We start from the raw sequence: 18,604 nt of genomic DNA, 5'->3' as shown, positions 1-18,604 counted from the left end.
GGGTTCAGTCCTGGAGCGGGACCGGCTTGCCGCCCGCCGCGTCCGAGCGTTCCGCGGCCACGATCACGTCGTCGACGAGGCGGGCCTCGGCCACCGGGCACACCGGCGTCCCGCCGCTCCTGACGGCCACCGCGAAGTCGGCGAACAGGGGCTGGTGCGGGTTGGCCGCCGGGGGCAGGAGAAGCGACGGCGCCCCGGTCGGCCCGGCGATCCTTCCCGCGTCGAGCGGGTCGAGCGTCACGGCGCGGCCGCCTCCGGTCAGCTCGATGCGGTCCACCGGCGGGCCTTCGCCCCACTCCATGAGGCAGTGCGCCAGGAGCCCGGAGCGCCAGCGCAGGGTGAGTTCGGCCCGCCGTTCCGCCCCTTCGGGGAAGCGGCTCCCGAGCCGGGCCGTCATCTCGTACGGGCGTCCGAAGAGGTGGAGCAGCAGATCGATCCGGTGGCTGCCTGCGTCGGCGAGCACTCCGCCGCCCGACACGGCGGGGTCGGTGCGCCAGCGCATCGGATCGTCGGGGCCCGGCTCGAAGGCGCACCGGAACCGCACCTCCACCCGCTCGGGCGTCCACCCGGCGAGCCGCGTGCGCAGCTGTCGTACGGCTGGCGCGAGCCTGCGGTAGTACGCGACGCCCGCGCACCGCCCGGCGGTGTCCAGTGTGCCGCCCGTGCCGAGGCCCCCGGCGAGCGGCTTCTCGACGAGGGCCGGGATTCCGGCGTCCAGGACGGCCCGCGCGAGCGGCACATGGCCCGCTACGGGGGTGGCGACGTACACGGCGTCGACCCCCGCGAGCAGCACTCCCGGGTCGACGCCGGACCGGGCGACGGCGTACTGCCGGGCGACGCGGGCCGCGCGGGCCGGGTCGCGGCCCCAGAGCGCGACCGGTTCCTCGCCGAGCGCGCGCAGGGCGGGCAGCGCGCGGCGCGTCACGATGTCGCCGTATCCGGCGATGCCCCATCTCACGCGGCGCCCGCCCGGCTCGGGCGCACGGACGGGCTCAGGGGACGATCGCCACCTTCAGCGTCTCGTGCGGCGGCCCGTCGTAGGGGGCGTGCTCGGTGTCCGGGTACAGGGCGCGGCTCGCGGAGAGCTGCTCCATGGCCTTCGGGAGCTCGTCGAGGGGGTAGGTGTGCGTGTGGAGGTCGGGCAGGCGCAGGGCGTCGGTGCGGCGGTGGGCGAGGCGTTCGGCGGTGGCCAGGGCCTCGGCGCGTGCGGTGTCCAGGGGCTCGGCGGAGCTGTGCACCCGCAGGCCCTTGCGCTCCCAGGTGACCAGGTCGACGGTGACGTGGGTGTCGACGTGGTGGGTGCCGAGGAGGACGACGAGGCCGTTCTGGCGTACGAGTCCGACGCAGGCGTTGAGGGTGGTGGGGGTGCCGACGGCGTCCACGGCCACGTCGAAGTCGGCGCCGGTGGACGCCAGTTGCTCCCGGCCACCGTCCACGCGGCGTACCGCGTCGGCGCCCGCGGCGGACGACCGCTCAAGGCGCCAGTCGTCGAGGTCGACGGCGACGACCTCGGCGGCGCCGCGCGCCACCGCCACGCGCAGCGCCATCTGCCCGACGGGTCCCTGGCCGACGATCGCGACGCGGTCGCCGAGCCGGACGCCGCGGGTGGCGTGCACGGCCAGCGGCAGCAGTTGCAGGATCGCGCCCTGCTCGAAGGGCACGGCGTCGGGCAGCACGCCGACCGCGATCTCGCGGGCCAGCGCGAAGTCGGCGTACCCGGTGGTGAGCGGTGTCCGCACGAAGACCCGCTGCCCGGGGACGACCCGGCTCACGCCGGCGCCGGTCGCCTCGACGACCCCGGCGATCTCGTGACCGAAACAGCCCTGGGAGCAGTGCTCGCGCAGTCCGTGGTAGTGGAAGTAGGCGAGGTCGCTGCGGTTGCAGACCGTACAGGCACGCACCCGGACGAGGACTTCCAGCGGTCCCGGTTCCGGCACCGCCACATCGGTGACCAGCCTGATGTCGCGCCTGCCGACGAGCTCGTACCTGCGCATGGCCCTCTTCCCTCACCGGTTGCGATCCAGCGGCCCAGCGATCAAGCGATCAAGCGATCAGCGGAAGTCACCAGGATTCCCCAACTCCGCGTAAAGCATGTGGGATTCGCCCGTCTCGGCCGGTTCCGACTCCTTGACAGTCCCGATCGATACGAGCCAATATCCACTATCCGATTGGCCTGGACCAATCAGCAGGAGTCTCGTTCACCACGCTCCGTCCCACGAGCCACGTCCCACGCCACACGCATCACGAGCCACGTACCCGCAACTTCGGAGGTCGCGCCATGGCACCGAGCAGTGACCCGACTCTGGAGCACCTGGCCAACTCCGTGCTGCAGCCCGGCTTCGAGGGCACCACGGCCCCCGACTGGGTGCGCCGAAGGATCTCCGAGGGCCTGGGCTCCGTCGTGCTGTTCGCGCGGAACATCGAGACCCCCGAACAAGTCGCGCGGCTCACCGCCTCCCTGCGCGCGGAGAACCCGGACCTGATCGTCGCCATCGACGAGGAGGCGGGCGACGTGACCCGCCTGGAGGCGTGGACCGGCTCGTCCCGCCCCGGCAACCTCGCCCTCGGCGCGGTCGACGACATCGACCTCACCGAACGCGTGGCCCACGACATCGGCCGCGACCTGCACGCCGCGGGCATCTCGCTGAACTTCGCGCCCAGCGCCGACGTGAACTCCAACCCGCTCAACCCGGTGATCGGCGTACGTTCCTTCGGCGCCCGCACCGACCTCGTCTCCCGCCACACGGCCGCGTGGATCCGCGGCCTCCAAGGGGCCGGCGTCGCCGCCTGCGCCAAGCACTTCCCCGGCCACGGCGACACGGTCGTCGACTCGCACTACGGCCTGCCGCAGGTGCGGGGCTCCGCGGAGGAGATCGCGCTCACCGCGCTGCCGCCGTTCATCGCGGCGATGGAGGCGGGCGCCCGCGCCGTGATGACCGCCCATCTGCTGGCCCCCGCGTACGACCCCGTTCTGCCCGCGACGCTCAGCCACCTCATCCTGGTGGGCCTGCTCCGCGGGGAACTGGGCTTCGACGGGCTGCTGGTCACCGACGGCATCGAGATGGGCGCCGTCACCGACCGCTACGGCATCGACGGCGCCACCGTCCGTGCGGTCGCGGGCGGTGTGGACGCGGTGTGCGTGGGCGGCGAGAGCGCCGGGGAGGCCACGGTCGACCTGCTCCGGACGGCCCTGGTGAAGGCCGTGCTCGACGGCACGCTCCCCGAGGAGCGCCTGACGGAGGCGAGCACCCGCGTACGTGACTTCGCGGCCTGGTCCGGCGAGCGGTCCCGGGCCGTGGCGCGGGCCGCGCGGGACTCCGACATCGGCCTGGTCGCGGCGCGCCGCGCGGTCCGTGTGCGGCACGGTTCCGGCGCGGCGCTGCCCCTCGCCGGGGCGCCGCACGTCGTGGAGCTCTCCCCCACGATGAACCTCGCCGTCGACGGCCACACACCCTGGGGCGTCGCCGACCCCCTGCGCGACCTGCGCCCCGGCACGACCTCGGTCCGCCTCACGGAGCCCGAACAGCCCTACTCCGGTGACCTCCTGGACCGCGAGGTCCTGGCCCCGGCGGCGGGCCGCGCCCTGGTGGTCGTGGTCCGCGACGCGGCCCGCCACCGCTGGATGAGGGACACGCTGACCCGCCTCCTGCGCAGCCGCCCCGACGCCCTGGTCGTCGAGATGGGCGTCCCCGCGGGCGACACGCTCGGCGCCGCCCATCTGATCACGCACGGCGCGACCCGCGTGTCGGGCATCGCGGCGGCGGAGCTGCTGGTGGGGGCCACCACCTGACCCTTGTACCACCTGATCCTTGTAGCGTGGCTCAGCCCCTCAGCGGGCCCTCGCAGTCGAAGTCCGCGCTGCCCGCGCGGCCGTTGGGCCAGATGTCCACCTCGCCGAACGAGCAGTTCATGTCGGCCAGGTTGTTGTGGCCCGCCTCGGACCGGTCGAGCAGGTAGTAGTCCACCGTCTCCGACATGTCCTTGAAGACGGCGTCGGGGTCTCCGGCCGCCCTCAGGTTGGCGGTGACGCGGCCCTCGCAGACGTAGCGCGGGCGCTCCGGGGCGCCGTTCGAGCGGCATTGGGGGGTGATGCCCGTCGTCGCCTTGAAGGAGTCCCGGACCTGGGTGGCCGAGGTGTCGCGCAACTGGCCGACCGGGACGTACGTCGTGTCGGGGACGAACAGGTCGTCGACGTGCGCGATCTGCTTGTCGAGGAAGGCGTCGTACGCGCTCTGCAGGCCGCCGTCCTTGCCGAGCCGGTCGCGCCAGGCGTCGAATCCCGCCGGGTCGTCGGCGCGCAGACGGCCGTACATCTCCTTGATCAGCGCCGGGCGTTCGGTCCACAGGAACTCGAAGAGCGTGCCCGCGTAGTCGTAGAAGCGGAAGCCGTCCCCGTCGTACGTGGCGTGCAGGATCTCATCGACGCTCATCCGGGGGCCGCCGTTCGCCGTGTCGTCGATGACGCCCTGGACCAGCGACTTGCGGACCTTGATGCCGTCGTCGCGGGTGGCGCCGTCGAAGAACTCGGCGGTGCCCTCGTCCATCGCCGTGGTCCGGTCGCCCTCGTACCACGGGCCCTCGCCGAAGAAGCCGGGCACCGCCCAGCGGCCGTTGAGGTAGTGCGTGTACTCGTGGCGGAAGAGCTCCTCCAGCGTCAGCGTCGAATCCTGCGGGACGCGCCGCTGGTACGTGTAGAAGGTCGCGCCGCGCTCGATGTAGACGCCGCCGTTGTTCGTGTCCATCCCGGTGAGCAGCGGGTGGTAGTTCTCGTAGTCGGCGCGTGAGGCGTAAAGGACCGTCGTCAGCCCGGTGTTGGGATCCCCGGCGAGCGGCTCCCGCGTGCCGAGGACGCGGTGGAACTGCGCCTTGACCTGCTTGCTCGCGTAGTAGAGCTGGTCGACCGTCTTCCGGTCGAGGGCGGTGCGGACCTTCATCCCGCCCTTGTCGTACGTGAAGGTGCCCGGGAAGAGGCGGCGCTCGATGTCCGCCTTGCAGACCTCGTACGGCGCACAGGCGTCGAACTCGTTCAGCCAGGTGGCTACCCTGGCCCAAGGGGCGCTGCCTTCACCGAAGTTGCGGACCGTGACGCCGACGAGGCCGCCGAGACCGGCGACGATCTCGCTTCGTAGCCCGTCGATCTGGCCGAACCTGCCGTACTCGCCGAGCGCGTCGCGCACCACCCAGGCATTGTCCGTGCCCTTGAGGTGGGTGTGGCCGGCGAAGGCCCTGAAGGCGGCGCGGTAGGAGGCGTCGGCCTTGACCGCCGCGTGGAAGGCGGCGTCCTGGTTGCCGGGGTACACGCCGAGATAGTTCAGGGAGAGCGCGGCGAGCGCTGACCCGGCCCAGGAGGCGTCCTTCGCCGTGTCGGGGTGCGCGGCGTCCATGGTGCTCAGCACACGCTTGACGAGGAGGGTTTGGTGCTGGCGCAGGCCGGGGGCGCCGGCCGCGTAGAGGGCTTCGCGCAGGGACTCGGCGTTGGTCCGGGTCACGTCGAAGGTACGAGGGGCCGTGCCGAAGGCGGCGACGGCGCGGCGCATGGCGTCGACCGTCGGGCCGTCGGTGACGTCGATCTCGTCGTGCGAGAAGTCCTGGTAGGCGACGGCGTGGAGATACGTGAGCATCTCCAGGAGGTTGCTGCCGTTCTTGCCGTCGTGGGCGGCGGCGAGCCGGGTGATCCGGCCGGAGACCGCCTGGACGTGGGCGTCCGACATGACAGGGGCGAGCCGTCGGTCCCAGGTCCAGATGAGCGTGCGCAGACAGCCGTCGGCGGTGACGGCCGGGTCGGCGAGGAAGTCGGCGAACCGCTCGGGGGCCAGGCCGGATATGCCGTCGAGGGTGCAGGGGGCGGCCTTCGGATTGGCCTTGGGATTGGCCTTGGGATTGGTCTCCGTCGGGGCGTTCGGCTTGGGGGTGCGGGCGCCCGGGGTGCCGCCTCCCTTGAGTCCACCGGGCGCCGGGACCGGGTAGGCGCTCGGCTTGGGGGCGTTCGCCCTGCGGTCGACCAGGTCGAAGGGGTTGGGCTCGGCGGGCGCCTTCGTCGCGGCGGTGCGGCGCTCCGCGATGGGGGCGGAGGCGGGTTCGGCTGCTTGGACGAGCGGGGCGGCCGTGAGGCAGAGGGTCGCCGCTACCGCGCCGGCGAGCACGGATCTGCGCAGGGTTCGTGGACGTAATGGGGACACCGCTGACTCCTCTGGGGGAGGTGGGGGATTGACGCGTCGATCAGCAACTGGCGTACCTGGGGCGGCACTTGCATGGCCGTCCGCTGCGCCATGTGATGCGTAACGTAGTAATGTGAAATTGCACTGACAACCCCTCAGGAGCGAGGAACCTCTGCGGCTTCCCCGGCCTCAGGGGCGGGCACGGCTCCCGCCCCTGGCTCACCCGGCGCACCCGGCTCACGCAAGGTGCGCAGAAGGAGCCAGCCGAGGGCGGGCAGCGCGATCAGCGGCGCGAGGGCGGTCCGCAGGGAGGCGGCGTCGGCGAGGGCGCCGATGAGAGGGCTCACGAGGCCGCCGACGCTCACCGTCAGGCCCAGCGTGACCCCGCTCGCGGTGCCCATGCGACGGGGCAGATAGTCCTGGCCGAGGGTGATGTGCAGGGAGAACGGCACGTACAGGCCGGCCGAGGTGAGAGCGACGAAGGCGAGGAGCGTCGGCGCGGGAGCGAGGACGACGCCCGCCACCGCGAGGACCGTCAGGGCGTACGACCACCGCACCACCGGGAGGCGCCCATGGCGGGCGGCGAGCCTCCCGCCCGCCAACGTGCCGACGGCGCCGCCGAGGTAGAGCACGAACAGGGCGATGGTCCCCGCGGCTTCTCCGCCGCCGGTGCGCTGACGCACGTACAACGCGATGAACGTGCTCAGTCCGGTGAAGACGATCGAGCGGCAGACGACAGCGCCGGACAGTTTCAGGAAGGAGGGCCAGTCGTCCTCGCCGGCGACGGGGCTCGGCGCCACGCTCCCGGACGCGGCTTCGGCGGCCTCGGAGGCTCTGATGCCCCGCAGCGCGGCCACGCACAGCGCCGCCCCGGCGAGGGCGGGAACCACGAGGAGCGGGGAGGCCCGCAGACCGCCCGTGGCGACGATGGCGGCGATCAGGAGGGGTGCGGTCGCGAAGCCGAGGTTGCCGCCGAGGGAGAACCAGCTCATGGCGGTGTGGCTGCCGCGGCTCGCCCGCCGTGCCACGCGCGCGGCCTCCGGATGGTACGCGGCGACGCCGATGCCGGACACGGCGACGACGAGAAGAGTCAGTACGTAGTTGCCGCTGACCCCGGCGAGGGCGACCCCCGCCCCGCCCACCAACGTGCTCACCGGCAGCAGCCACGGCATCGCCCACTTGTCGGTGAGCACCCCGAACAGCGGCTGCACCACGGAGGAGAGCAGGGACGCGGCGAGCACGATGCCGGACGCGGCGGCGTAGGTATAGGCACGCTCGGAGACGAAGAAGGGGACGAGCGCGGCGACGGCTCCCTGATAGACGTCGACGCAGGCGTGGCCGAGGGTCAGGAGAGTGAGGGGGCGATGACGGTAGCGGGGGGCGGGTTTTGACACCGCCCCATCGTCGCCACGCCCCCCGTTGGCGCGCTTCCGATAAAGTGCCAACCTATGCCGGACATCCGCCACACGCCCGAGGCGCCCACCCGCACCCAGGCCCTGGCTCCCGGCGAGCGCATCGACGCACACCGCCACGACGACCACCAGATCATCTACGCCGGTTCCGGCGTCGTGGCCGTCACCACCGAAGCCGGCACGTGGTTCGCCCCCGGCACCCGCGCCATCTGGGTCCCCGCCGGTTGCGTCCACGCCCACCGCGCCCACGGCCACTTGGCCCTGCACCTGCTCGGCCTGCCCGCCTGCACGAACCCGCTCGGACTCGACGCCCCGACCGTCCTCGCCGTAAGCCCGCTGCTGCGCGAACTGATCCTCGCCTGCACGCGGGCGCCGCACGAGGAGACACCTGAGCGGCGGCGCCTGCGCGCGGTGCTCCTCGACCAACTGCGCGCGTCACCGCAGCAGCCCGTCCAGTTGCCCACCCCCTCGGACCCCCGCCTCACCGCGGTCTGCGCCCTGCTGCACGGCGACCCGGCGGACCCTCGCGGCCTGGCCGAGCTCGCCGCCGTGGCCGGGGCGGGCGAGCGCACCCTCAGCCGCCTCTTCCGCCGCGAACTCGGCATGACCTTCCCCCAGTGGCGCACTCAGCTCCGCCTCTACCACGCCCTGCGCATGCTGGCCGACGGCACGCCGGTCACCACGGTCGCGCACCGCTGCGGATGGTCGTCCACCAGCGCCTTCATCGACGTGTTCCGCCGCGCCTTCGGCTACACCCCCGGCACGCACAACCGCCGCGACTGACCTTCCCTCTCCGTGAACAACTCCCGGCGTCCCGCGGCCCCTTGGCAGCACAAGTACCATGTGAAATATTACTGCCGTGCTCACGGGACACCCTTCCGGGCGACCGGAATTCTCGGATCTCATCGTCGTGGGAGCGGGAGTGGTCGGCGCGGCCTGCGCCTATTACGCCTCCCTCTCCGGCCTCCACGTCACCGTCATCGACCGCGGCCCCGTCGCGGGCGGCACCACAGGAGCGGGTGAGGGCAACCTCCTCGTCTCCGACAAGGAACCAGGGCCGGAGCTCGAACTCGCCCTCCTGTCCGCTGGGTTGTGGGCTGACCTGGCCGCCGAGCTTCCCTCGCGCATCGAGTACGAGAGGAAAGGCGGCCTGGTCGTCGCCTCCACGGAGTCCGGAATGACCGCCCTGCGTGGCTTCGCGGCGGGGCAGGGGCGCGCGGGCGTCGAGGCGATCGAAGTCCCGGCCGACCGCCTCACCGACCACGAACCCCACTTGGCCCCCGGCCTCGCGGGCGGCTTCTACTATCCGCAGGACGCGCAGGTGCAACCGGCGTTGGCGGCAGCGCATTTGCTGCGGGCTGCGGCGGGGACCGGCGGTGCCGGGGCTGGGGCTAGGGCTGGGGCTGGGGCTGGGGCTGGGGAGGGTGCCGGCGCTGGGGCTGGCTCCGGCGCCCATGGCGGGCGCCCCGGATGCCCCGGACGCCCCGGACGCCCCGGACGCCCCGGACGCCTGACGCTGCGGCTCGGCGAGGAAGTCACCGCGGTACTCACCGGCGCGAGGGGCGAGGTGAGTGGCGTGCGGACGCCCATGGGTGAGGTGCGCGCGCCGTACGTGGTCAACGCCGCCGGTACCTGGGGCGGCCGACTCGCCCGCCTCGCGGGCGTGGAGCTGCCGGTGCTCCCCCGGCGCGGCTTCGTCCTCGTCACCGAACCCCTGCCGCGCGTCGTGCGGCACAAGGTGTACTCCGCCGACTACGTCGCCGACGTCGCGAGCGGCTCCGCCGCCTTGCAGACCTCCGCCGTGGTGGAGGGCACCCCGGCGGGCCCGGTGCTCATCGGGGCGAGCCGGGAGCGCGTGGGCTTCGACCGCACCCTGTCCGTGGAGGTCCTGCGACGCCTCGCGGCCCAGGCCACCCACCTCTTCCCCGCCCTCGCCGACGTACGGGTGATCCGCGCCTACGCGGGCTTCCGCCCCTACCTCCCCGACCACCTCCCGGCGATCGGCCCCGACCCGCGCGTCCCCGGCCTGCTGCACGCGTGCGGCCACGAAGGCGCGGGCATCGGACTGGCCCCGGCGACGGGCCTGCTCATCGCCACGATGCTGACGGGACGTGAACCTCCGTTACCGCCGGGCCCGTTCGCTCCGGAACGCTTCACACGAGAGGCGCCCACGGTGTGAGGTCGCGTGCCGCAACGCCCCTACCCAAGAAGGCCCGTCACTCACCTAGGAGCCGGTTCCATGACGCATGATGACCGGACACCCCAGACACCCCGGACGCCCCGGACGCCCGCAGCCCTCGTAGGCGCCGCACCCGACACCGGCTTCACGATCACCCTCGACGGACGTGAACTGACCGCTCTGCCCGGCCAGTCCATCGCCGCCGCGCTCTGGTCCGCCGGGGTTCTCGCCTGGCGCAGCACCCGGGTCGGCGGACGGCCGCGCGGGGCGTTCTGCGGGATCGGCCAGTGCTACGACTGCCTCGCGACGGTCAACGGCCGCCCCAACCGGCGCGCCTGCCTGGTCACCGCCCGGCCCGGCGACGCGGTGACCACGCAGGAAGGAGACGGCCATGCCGGGCTCGGCGTCTGAGACGTACGACCTCGCGGTACTCGGAGCGGGCCCGGCAGGACTGGCCGGTGCGGTCACGGCGGGCGAACTCGGCCTCTCAGTGGTCCTATTGGATGCTGCGGGACAGCCTGGAGGCCAGTTCTACCGCCACCCCGCGCCGGCCACGGGCGCCACCCGCCCCGAAGCCCTGCACCACGACTGGCCCACCTTCGTCGGCCTGCGCGACCGTCTGGCGGCGACCGACGTCACCCAGCTCTTCGGCCACCACGTCTGGACGGTGACGCGCGAGGCAGCCGGGGAGTGGGTCATCCACGCCCTGACCGGCGAGGACGGCGCGGACCCTACGGACCCGCCCGTGCCACAGCAACCCGTGACCATCCACGCCCGTGCCCTCCTCCTCGCGACCGGCTCGTACGAACGTCACCTCCCGTTCCCGGGCTGGACCCTGCCCGGCGTCGTGGGCGCGGGCGGCGCCCAGGCCGTGCTCAAGTCGGGCCTCGCCCTGCCCGGCAGGCGCATCGTCGTGGCAGGGAGTGGCCCACTCCTCCTCGCCGTAGCCGCCTCGCTCGCCACGGCGGGGGCCCGGGTCCCGGAGGTGATCGAGGCGTCGGGCTACCTCGGTTACGCCCGCCACCCGAGCGCCCTCGCCACCAACCCGCACAAGCTCGCGGAGGCCGCGCTCCACGGCCGGGCTCTGCTGCGTCACCGGGTACGCCTGCGCACCCGCAGCGCGGTGACCGAGGCACACGGCACGGAGCGGGTGGAGGCGGTGACGGTCACCCGCCTGGACCGCGACTGGCGGCCGGTACCGGGCACGGCCCGCCGCATCGCCTGCGACGCGCTGGCGGTGGGCCACGGCCTGATCCCGCAGATCGACCTGGCGACCGCACTCGGCTGCGCCACCCGCCGCACCGCGGACGGCACGCACGCCCTCGACCTGAGCCCCCTCCAGGAGACCTCGCTCCCAGGCATGTGGGCGGCAGGCGAGACATCGGGCGTCGGCGGCGCGCAGCTGTCGCTGAAGGAAGGCGAGTTGGCGGCACTGGCGGTCGCCGCCAGGCTGACCGGCAGGCTGACCGGCAGGCTGACCGGCAGGCAGCCCTCACCGACCCCACGGCTGCGCGCCCTGCGCCGCCGCCGCGACCGTATGCGCGCCTTCGCCGAGGCCATGGCCGCCACGCACGCGCCAGGTCTCGGCTGGACGCGGTGGCTCTCCGACGACACGGACCTGTGCCGCTGCGAGGAGGTGACGGCAGGCCGCGTCCGCGAGGCCGTGGCCGACTACGGCGCCCATGACGCTCGTACCGTCAAGCTCCTCACCCGGGCGGGCATGGGCTGGTGCCAGGGCCGCATGTGCGGAACGGCCGTGACCTGCCTCACCGCGCCGTCCACCACCGCCCCCGCACCCCCGGACCGTCGCCCACTGGCCACGCCAGTCCCTCTAGGCACACTCGCCCAGCTGCCGACCACCGCCCCCGCCGTTGTTGCCGGCCCCGCCACTCCCACCGGCCCCAGCGCTCCGGGGACTCCCAGCACACGCGGCGCTCCTGCCGCCCCCGCCGAAGTCACCGCTCCAGGAGCTCCCGGCACACACGACGCTCCTACCTCCCCCGCTGCTCCGGCTGCTCCCGCCGACCCCAGCGCTCCGGCAACTTTCAGTACACGCGGCGCATCCGGAGCGCCCAGAGCATTCGCCGCACCCACCGAAGTCCCCGAAACCCACGAAGCCACCACACCAACTGAAGCCACCGAAGCCACGGCACCCGCCGAAGCCCCACCCCAGGCAGCCCCCACAGAAGACCCCGCAGAAGGGCACCCATCATGACCACCCCCACCTCCTCCACTGCCCCCTCCTCCACCGCCACCGCGCCCGCCGCCGCCACCGCCACCACGCCCACCCCAACCTGCACCTGGACGCCGGACCGCCCCTGGCGCGGCATCATGGTCGCCACCGCGCTCCCCCTGCGCGAAGACCTCTCCGTCGACTACGACTCCTACGCCGAGCACGTCCGCCACCTCATCGCGAACGGCTGCGACGGCGTGGTGCCCAACGGCTCCCTGGGCGAGTACCAGACGCTCACCGACGACGAACGCGCCCGCGTCGTACGCACCGCCGTCGACGCGGCGGGCGACGCGGCCCGCGTGATGCCCGGCGTCTCCGCCTACGGCAGCGCCGAGTCCCGCCGCTGGGCCGAGCAGGCGGCGCAGGCGGGCTGCGGCTCCGTGCTCCTCCTGCCGCCGAACACCTACCGCGCCGACGAGCGGTCCGTGCGCGCCCACTACGCCGAGGTCGCCAAAGCGGGCATCCCAGTGATCGCGTACAACAATCCCCTGGACACGAGGGTCGACCTGACGCCCGGCCTGCTCGCCCAACTCCACGCGGACGGCACCATCATGGCGGTGAAGGAGTTCAGTGGCGATGTGCGCAGGGCGTACGAGATCGCCGAACTCGCCCCGCACCTCGACCTGCTGATCGGCGCGGACGACGTCCTGGTGGAGCTGGCCCTCGCGGGTGCGGTCGGCTGGATCGCCGGATATCCGAACGCCTTCCCCGCCGCCTGCGCGGAGCTCTACCACGCCGCCTGTGCCCGGGACCTGGACACGGCGCTCCCCCTCTACAAGTCGCTGCACCCGCTCCTGCGCCAGGACTCGAAGACCGAGTTCGTGCAGTCCATCAAGCTGTCGATGGACCTCGTGGGCCGCCGCGGCGGTCCGGCCCGTCCGCCGCGCACCGCACTGTCCGGCGCCACGGAAGCACTGGTGCGGGCGGCCACGGAAAGGGCGCTGGCAGCCGGCCACCACTAACTCACCCCCCTTGCCCCGCCCCACCCGCTACCCCGTCCCGACGAGAGGAGCCCCATGCGCACCCGTCACGTGTTCCACGCGGTGGATTCGCACACCGAGGGCATGCCCACGCGCGTGATCACCGGCGGCGTGGGGGTGATCCCCGGCGCCACCATGGCCGAACGCAGACTTCACTTCATCGAGCACCTCGACCATCTCCGCACCCTCCTGATGTACGAACCGCGCGGCCACTCCGCGATGAGCGGCGCGATACTCCAGCCCCCGACCCACCCCGACGCCGACTACGGAGTCCTCTACATCGAGGTGTCCGGGCTGCTGCCGATGTGCGGCCACGGCACCATCGGCGTGGCCACCGTCCTGGTCGAGACGGGCATGGTGCAGGTCACCGAGCCGGTCACGACGGTCCGCCTGGACACCCCGGCGGGCCTGGTCTCCGTCGACGTACACGTGACCGACGGCGCGGCGACATCGGTCACACTCACCAACGTCCCCGCCTTCTGCGTCGCCCTGGACCGCGAGGCCGAGGTGCCGGGCCACGGCACGGTCACGTACGACCTGGCCTTCGGCGGGAACTTCTACGCGCTCGTCCAACTAGACGCTCTGGGACTACCGTTCGACCGCGCGCACAAGAACGACCTCCTCGCGGCGGGCCTCGCCATCATGGACGCGATCAACGCATCACCGGCCCGCCCCACGCACCCCGAGCAACCGGAGATCTCCGGGGTCAAGCACGTCTACCTGGCCGCGCCGGACTCGGACGCGCACCGCTCCCGGCACGCGATGGCGATCCACCCCGGCTGGTTCGACCGCTCCCCGTGCGGGACGGGCACGTCCGCACGGATGGCACAACTGCACGCCCGCGGCGAACTCCCCCTGAACCGCGACTTCGTCAACGAATCCTTCATCGGCACGGAGTTCACCGGCCGCCTCATCGCCCGCACGGAGGTGGCGGGCCTTCCAGCGGTCGTCCCCCGGATCACCGGGCGGGCCTGGATCACCGGCACGGCCCAGTACTTCCTGGACCCCGACGACCCTTTCCCGGCAGGCTTCACCCTCTGACCCCCGCCTCCGCTCCCGCTCCCCCCAACTGACAACGTGACATTGTACGTTGGTGATCCGCGCGGGCGCGGAACCCACCGGAGGGGAGCACCATGGGGCACCTGAAACAGAAGAACCTCATCACCACCAGGGAACGGCTGCGCGACCAGGTCGCCCACGCCTTGCGGGCCGCTCTGATCTCCGGCGAGCTGCGCCCCGGCGAGATCTACTCCGCACCCGGCCTCGCCGAGGACTTCGGCATCTCGGCGACGCCCGTACGCGAGGCGATGCTCGATCTGGCCCGCGAGGGCCTGGTGGAGCCCGTCCGCAACAAGGGCTTCCGCGTCACGGAGGTCAATGAACGCGACCTCGACCAGTACACGGAGATCCGCGCCCTCATCGAGGTCCCCATGATCGGCCGGATCACCCGCACCGCGGCCCGCGAGGACCTGGAGGCGCTGCGCCCGACCGCCGAGGAGATCGTGCGCGCCGCCCGCGGCCACGACCTCATCGCCTACCTGGAGGCCGACCGCCGCTTCCACCTCTCACTCCTCGCCCTCTCCGGCAACGACCGCCTGGTCGAAACGGTCGGCGACCTCCGCAAGCGCTCCCGCCTCTACGGCCTCACGGCCCTGGACGAACGCGACCAGCTGACCCCGTCCGCCGAGGAGCACATCGAACTCCTCGACCTGATGCTCGCCGGCGACCCCAAGGCCGCCGAGCGGTGCATGGCGCGGCACCTGGGGCATGTGCGATCACTGTGGGCGACATCCTGAAACGCAGAAGACCCCAACGCGGAAGACCCCAGCTCGATGAACTGGGGCCTTGCTGGTGCTGCTGGCCTACTGGTTACTGGTGTCCGAGGGGGGACTTGAACCCCCACGCCCGATAAAGGGCACTAGCACCTCAAGCTAGCGCGTCTGCCATTCCGCCACCCGGACTAGGTGTCTGCCGCCGTGCGGTGTGTTCCCCGCGGCGACATGGACAACAATACCAAGGTTTCGGAGTGCCTTTCACCTGCGTATCCGCCCACCGACCACCGGATGCACGGTGAGCCGCACCGCTCTCTCCACGTCATCACCAAGGGTAACGAGCCGCTTGCTTTCCGTGGCGCGGACCGGCAAGGCATCGGCCGAACCCGGCCGGTCCGGGACCTGCCCCGACTGGCCCGACTCGGCCCGACCTGCGCCGACACAAGTCCCGACCTGCACCGACCTGTGCCACGAGGCCGAGGCCATGAGGCGCACCATGAGGCCAGGACCTAGGCCATGAGGTGCTAACCAGGGAAGTTCCCCGGCGCCCGTTCCCCCGACGAGCCCTGCGTGACGGCGCGCACCAGCAGCTCTCCGCCGACGAACGCACCGCGCCATGACGCGCCGAAGCCGCGAAGAGCTCCTCGCGGTCACCGCGCGAGCGCGGCGTGCCCCGGCCGGCCTTGAAGGCGCGGATCTGGGGCGCGAGGCGTTCGTACGTCGCCGGGTCGTCGGTGGACAGCGTGGCGACGAGCGCGCCGTTCGACGCGTTCATGGCGGCGAGCAGCTCCGCCTCCCTGTCGACCACGACGATGGTGTCGACCGGACCGAACAGCTCCGCGTGGTGCAGTGGGGAGGATGACGGCGGGTTGAGCAGCGTGACCGGGTAGAGACAGGCGTCCGTTTCCTGGCCGGGCAGGAAGCGGCCCGGCGCTGCGGCGCCGCGGTACAGCGGGACGGCGCCCCGGCCGACGGCCTCAGTGACCTGGTCGGCCAGCTCCTTGGCCTTGGCCGCGTTGATCAGCGGCCCGAGGTCGAGCTCGGGAAAGGGATCCCCCGGGTGCCCGACTGCGAGCGGATGGCCCACGCGTACCGTGCTGACGGCCGGCAGGTATGCGGCGAGGAACTCGTCGAACAGGGCACGCTGCACGACGAAGCGAGGGTAGGCGGTGCAGCGCTGCTTGCCGTAGTCGAAGAGCTGGGGGACGACCGCGCTGAGCGCGTCCCAGTCGCGTAGTTCCAGATGCCCCAGGTGTTCAGTCCCTTCTGTTCGAGAATGTGCCGTTTGCCGAGGCCGGCGACTGCCGTGGCCACCGCGGCGCCCGTGTCGCGGCCGCCGACGAACGAGACGCAGCCGATCTCGGGCGCGCGCACGAGCGCTTCGGACAGCTCGCCTCCACTGCCGCTGACGAGGGTGACGGAAAGTCCCTCGCGGGCGGCGAGTGCGCAGGCGAGGGTGAGGGTGAGGGTGAGGCAGGCGACGCCGCCGTCGGTCGGGGTCTTGGCGATGACCGCGTTCCCTGCCAGTGCCTGTACCAGCATTGCGTGAACGAGCACGCTCATCGGGTAGTTCCAGCTCGCGATGTTGGAACGGGCCCGTTCAGCGGCGCCGCGGGGTCCTGCCCTCGACCATCACCTCGATGCCGTCGGCGTACCAGCGCACGCCGTCGATGGCCCGGTCCACGTCCGCCCGCGCGATCTGCCATGGCTTGCCGATCTCCCAGACGAGGAGCAGCGCGAGCAGCTCCCGGTGCTGGGTGAGGGCGAGGGCGTCGAGCGTGGCGGCGACGCGGGCGCGCCGCTCGGCGAGGGACGTGTGGCGCCAGGCGCGGTGCTGGTCGAGTGCGGCACGCACGGCGCGTCGGGCCGTGGTGGCGTCGACTCGCGGCGGGCCGACGATGGGCGTGCCGTTGACGGGGCTGGTGGCGGGGAGGGTGCGGCCGTCTGCGTGCCAGGTGCCGTTCCAGAGAGTCAGGACGCGGTCGTCGCGGAAGGCCTCGGGTGCAACGGCGAGGCAGCGTTGTTGCCAGGCGTCGGACCAGGCCGTGCCGGCTTTGAGGACGAGGACGACGGCGCTTGCGGGGGCGGGTGTGGGTTCGCCGCGGGATGGGTTTCGGGTTGCCATTCGGTCGTCTCCGCTCACGGTGCACGGGCGGGGTGGGGCGGGATGGGATGGGGCCGGGCTGGGCTGGCGCCGGTTCCCTCCCCGGGCGGGCGGGGCTGGAGCCCGGTATCTCGTCCGGCGGGCGGGGCGGCGGTACAGGCCGTCACCTCCCCAAGCGATCGAGCACGAGCCGCGCCGTCTCGGTCGGGGTGTCGCCCGCACGTACGCCGACGGCCTCCAGCGCCGCCTCCTTGGCCTCCGCGGTGCCCGACGAGCCGGAGACGATCGCGCCCGGTGGCCCATCGTCTTGCCCTCGGGGGCGGTGAAGCCGGCGATGTACGCCACGACGGGCTTGGTGACGGACTCCTCGATGTACGCCGCCGCGCGTTCCTCGGCGTCGCCACCGATCTCGCCGATGAGGACGAGAGGTCGGTGTCGGCGTCGTCCTCGAAGGCGGCCAGGCAGTCGATGTGGGTGGTGCCTCGCCGTCGAACTTCACGAAGTTGAACCCCTTGGCGGCGGCTTCCACCTCCAAACCACCCTGGCCGTACGCCGTCTGTTCGCCGCCCCACCGCTCCTGGCGGAAGCGGGCGTGTCGTCGAGCGTGACCTTGCCGTCCAGGGCGAGGGTCGCCCCTCGGGCGGTGCGCATGAGTGGGTGACCTCCACCAGGAGGGCGTCCTCACGGACCAGAACGCGCCAGAGTGCGACCAGCGTGTCGATGGTTTCGGCGGGGAGCCCCGCGGCGGCCGCGATCTCGGTGGCCTTGGCCTGTGTCACCCCTTCCGCCGGGTCGATCGCCAGCCGTGCCACCGCTTCGAGCCGGGTACGCCGACCTCATCGTCATCGTGGGGACGCACTTCGACTTCCGTATGGGCTACGGAAAGCGCCTTTCCCCGGACGCCACCGTCGTCCAGATCGACCTCGACTACCGCACCGTGGCAGAACAGGGACATCGACCTGGGCATCGTCGGAGATACCGGGCTCATCGACGAATTTCCGCTGGGTGCTGGTGTCCGTCGGTCTCTTCCTCGCGGCGATGGTCGCCGTGGCGGGCCACTTCTTCAAGGATCCGCCGAAGAGCTGGTGGCCGGCCGATGTGGACCCACTGCGTCCGCCGGACGAGCCACGCGCGCGGCGCGCACTGCGGACGAATCCGCCCGCCGTACGGCAGTACACCCCCAAGGAGGCATGGCAGGCCGGCCGGGTCACGCTGATGTGGTTCTGTCTGCTGTGCACCTCGGGCGTGAACATCGTCGGAATCGCGTTCCAGGTGGACATCGGGGAGGAGGCCGGGTTCGCCGACGGAATCGTCGCCACGGCCATGTCCTTGAAGGCCATCGTCAACGGCACCGGGCGGGGCGGATTCGGCGGCGGCGCCATCTTCCCCATGTTCGCCGCCATGACGGCGGACTACTTCGGCGAGAACAACAACGCCCCAACTACGGCCTGGTCTACAGCTCCAAGCTGGTCTCCGGACTTCTCGGCTCCGGCGTGGGAGCCGTGGTGGTGAGCAATTGGGGGCACGCGGGCGCGTTCACCCTGGCCGGGTCGATCTCGCTGTTCGCCGGATTCATCGCGCTGTTCCTGTCCCAGCCCAGCAGGCCCAAGCTCAAAAACATCGACCCGAATCCGCAACCCCTCGGTGAGGAGATGGCTTGACATGACGGCGGAGCCCAGCGCAGTCCACCCGGGCGCGCGCGTGAGGCTCTGGTCTGGCGTCCGGACACGGCACGGAGGGGCCCTCCTGATGGCGGAAGGGCCCCT

12 protein-coding genes, 1 tRNA gene and 4 pseudogenes are annotated in these 18,604 nt (G+C 72.3%); 9 read left to right on the top strand and 8 right to left on the bottom strand.

Annotated features, from left to right (window positions below; all coding sequences use genetic code 11):
• Positions 1 to 4: 4 nt before the first annotated feature.
• Both ACWDVB_RS26815 and ACWDVB_RS26810 read right to left on the bottom strand, forming a co-directional pair.
• Positions 5 to 958, bottom strand: coding sequence for a Gfo/Idh/MocA family protein (locus ACWDVB_RS26815; RefSeq protein ID WP_451517231.1), 954 nt, complete (start codon positions 956 to 958; stop codon positions 5 to 7).
• 34 nt (positions 959 to 992) lie between these two features.
• Positions 993 to 1,994 (bottom strand): zinc-dependent alcohol dehydrogenase, encoded by a 1,002-nt coding sequence (locus tag ACWDVB_RS26810; RefSeq protein WP_451517232.1) that lies wholly within the window; start codon positions 1,992 to 1,994, stop codon positions 993 to 995.
• Positions 1,995 to 2,278: 284 nt separating this feature from the next.
• On the opposite strand from ACWDVB_RS26810, the gene ACWDVB_RS26805 reads away from it, so the two are divergent.
• Positions 2,279 to 3,790, top strand: coding sequence for a glycoside hydrolase family 3 protein (locus tag ACWDVB_RS26805; protein WP_451517233.1), 1,512 nt, complete (start codon positions 2,279 to 2,281; stop codon positions 3,788 to 3,790).
• A gap of 31 nt (positions 3,791 to 3,821) precedes the next feature.
• Here the strand turns inward: ACWDVB_RS26805 and ACWDVB_RS26800 are convergent, their stop codons facing one another.
• Together ACWDVB_RS26800 and ACWDVB_RS26795 are read right to left on the bottom strand one after the other, a co-directional pair.
• Positions 3,822 to 6,179, bottom strand: a complete 2,358-nt coding sequence (locus ACWDVB_RS26800; protein ID WP_451517234.1) for a collagenase — start codon at positions 6,177 to 6,179, stop codon at positions 3,822 to 3,824.
• 134 nt (positions 6,180 to 6,313) lie between these two features.
• Positions 6,314 to 7,552 (bottom strand): MFS transporter, encoded by a 1,239-nt coding sequence (locus ACWDVB_RS26795; RefSeq protein WP_451517235.1) that lies wholly within the window; start codon positions 7,550 to 7,552, stop codon positions 6,314 to 6,316.
• Positions 7,553 to 7,606: 54 nt separating this feature from the next.
• Between ACWDVB_RS26795 and ACWDVB_RS26790 the strand changes: the two genes are divergently transcribed.
• From ACWDVB_RS26790 to ACWDVB_RS26760, 7 genes are all read left to right on the top strand, one after another.
• A complete protein-coding gene (locus ACWDVB_RS26790) occupies positions 7,607 to 8,353 on the top strand; it encodes an AraC family transcriptional regulator (protein ID WP_451517236.1) in 747 nt (248 codons plus the stop codon).
• Positions 8,354 to 8,474: 121 nt separating this feature from the next.
• The gene (locus ACWDVB_RS26785) at positions 8,475 to 9,749 is read left to right on the top strand and encodes an NAD(P)/FAD-dependent oxidoreductase (protein ID WP_451517277.1); all 1,275 of its coding nucleotides are present in this window, start codon (positions 8,475 to 8,477) and stop codon (positions 9,747 to 9,749) included.
• Between the two features lie 60 nt (positions 9,750 to 9,809).
• Positions 9,810 to 10,160, top strand: coding sequence for a (2Fe-2S)-binding protein (locus ACWDVB_RS26780; RefSeq protein WP_451517237.1), 351 nt, complete (start codon positions 9,810 to 9,812; stop codon positions 10,158 to 10,160).
• On the top strand, positions 10,141 to 11,964 hold the full coding sequence (locus ACWDVB_RS26775; RefSeq protein ID WP_451517238.1) for an FAD-dependent oxidoreductase: 1,824 nt from the start codon (positions 10,141 to 10,143) through the stop codon (positions 11,962 to 11,964). Before ACWDVB_RS26780 ends, ACWDVB_RS26775 begins: the two co-directional genes overlap by 20 nt.
• A 116-nt stretch (positions 11,965 to 12,080) precedes the next feature.
• A complete protein-coding gene (locus tag ACWDVB_RS26770) occupies positions 12,081 to 12,944 on the top strand; it encodes a dihydrodipicolinate synthase family protein (protein WP_451517278.1) in 864 nt (287 codons plus the stop codon).
• A gap of 54 nt (positions 12,945 to 12,998) precedes the next feature.
• The gene (locus ACWDVB_RS26765) at positions 12,999 to 14,003 is read left to right on the top strand and encodes a proline racemase family protein (RefSeq protein ID WP_451517239.1); all 1,005 of its coding nucleotides are present in this window, start codon (positions 12,999 to 13,001) and stop codon (positions 14,001 to 14,003) included.
• A gap of 92 nt (positions 14,004 to 14,095) precedes the next feature.
• Positions 14,096 to 14,758, top strand: a complete 663-nt coding sequence (locus ACWDVB_RS26760; protein ID WP_451517240.1) for a GntR family transcriptional regulator — start codon at positions 14,096 to 14,098, stop codon at positions 14,756 to 14,758.
• Positions 14,759 to 14,835: 77 nt separating this feature from the next.
• Here the strand turns inward: ACWDVB_RS26760 and ACWDVB_RS26755 are convergent.
• The 4 genes and pseudogenes from ACWDVB_RS26755 to ACWDVB_RS26740 all read right to left on the bottom strand — a co-directional run.
• Positions 14,836 to 14,923 (bottom strand) — tRNA-Leu (locus ACWDVB_RS26755).
• Positions 14,924 to 15,258: 335 nt separating this feature from the next.
• Positions 15,259 to 16,859 (bottom strand): annotated as a pseudogene (locus tag ACWDVB_RS26750) (aldehyde dehydrogenase family protein).
• 142 nt (positions 16,860 to 17,001) lie between these two features.
• Positions 17,002 to 17,320 (bottom strand): annotated as a pseudogene (locus ACWDVB_RS26745) (succinate--CoA ligase subunit alpha); the annotation flags it as partial.
• Positions 17,320 to 17,665: pseudogene (locus ACWDVB_RS26740) on the bottom strand (ATP-grasp domain-containing protein); the annotation flags it as partial. The pseudogenes ACWDVB_RS26740 and ACWDVB_RS26745, both read right to left, overlap by 1 nt.
• Before the next feature lie 163 nt (positions 17,666 to 17,828).
• Here ACWDVB_RS26740 and ACWDVB_RS26735 point away from each other — a divergent pair.
• Positions 17,829 to 18,499, top strand: a pseudogene (locus tag ACWDVB_RS26735) (MFS transporter); the annotation flags it as partial.
• Between the last annotated feature and the right edge of the window lie 105 nt (positions 18,500 to 18,604).

This window comes from Streptomyces sp. NPDC003379 (assembly GCF_053589195.1).
This window is presented reverse-complemented; position numbering and strand designations above follow the sequence as displayed.

Bases quoted from the DNA above. Each gene is read 5' to 3' on its own strand.
- ACWDVB_RS26810 (WP_451517232.1), bottom strand. From the start codon at position 1,994: ATGCGCAGGTACGAGCTCGTCGGCAGGCGCGACATCAGGCTGGTCACC.
- ACWDVB_RS26805 (WP_451517233.1), top strand. From the start codon at position 2,279: ATGGCACCGAGCAGTGACCCGACTCTGGAGCACCTGGCCAACTCCGTG.
- ACWDVB_RS26790 (WP_451517236.1), top strand. From the start codon at position 7,607: ATGCCGGACATCCGCCACACGCCCGAGGCGCCCACCCGCACCCAGGCC.
- ACWDVB_RS26780 (WP_451517237.1), top strand. From the start codon at position 9,810: ATGACGCATGATGACCGGACACCCCAGACACCCCGGACGCCCCGGACG.
- ACWDVB_RS26775 (WP_451517238.1), top strand. From the start codon at position 10,141: ATGCCGGGCTCGGCGTCTGAGACGTACGACCTCGCGGTACTCGGAGCG.
- ACWDVB_RS26770 (WP_451517278.1), top strand. From the start codon at position 12,081: ATGGTCGCCACCGCGCTCCCCCTGCGCGAAGACCTCTCCGTCGACTAC.
- ACWDVB_RS26765 (WP_451517239.1), top strand. From the start codon at position 12,999: ATGCGCACCCGTCACGTGTTCCACGCGGTGGATTCGCACACCGAGGGC.
- ACWDVB_RS26760 (WP_451517240.1), top strand. From the start codon at position 14,096: ATGGGGCACCTGAAACAGAAGAACCTCATCACCACCAGGGAACGGCTG.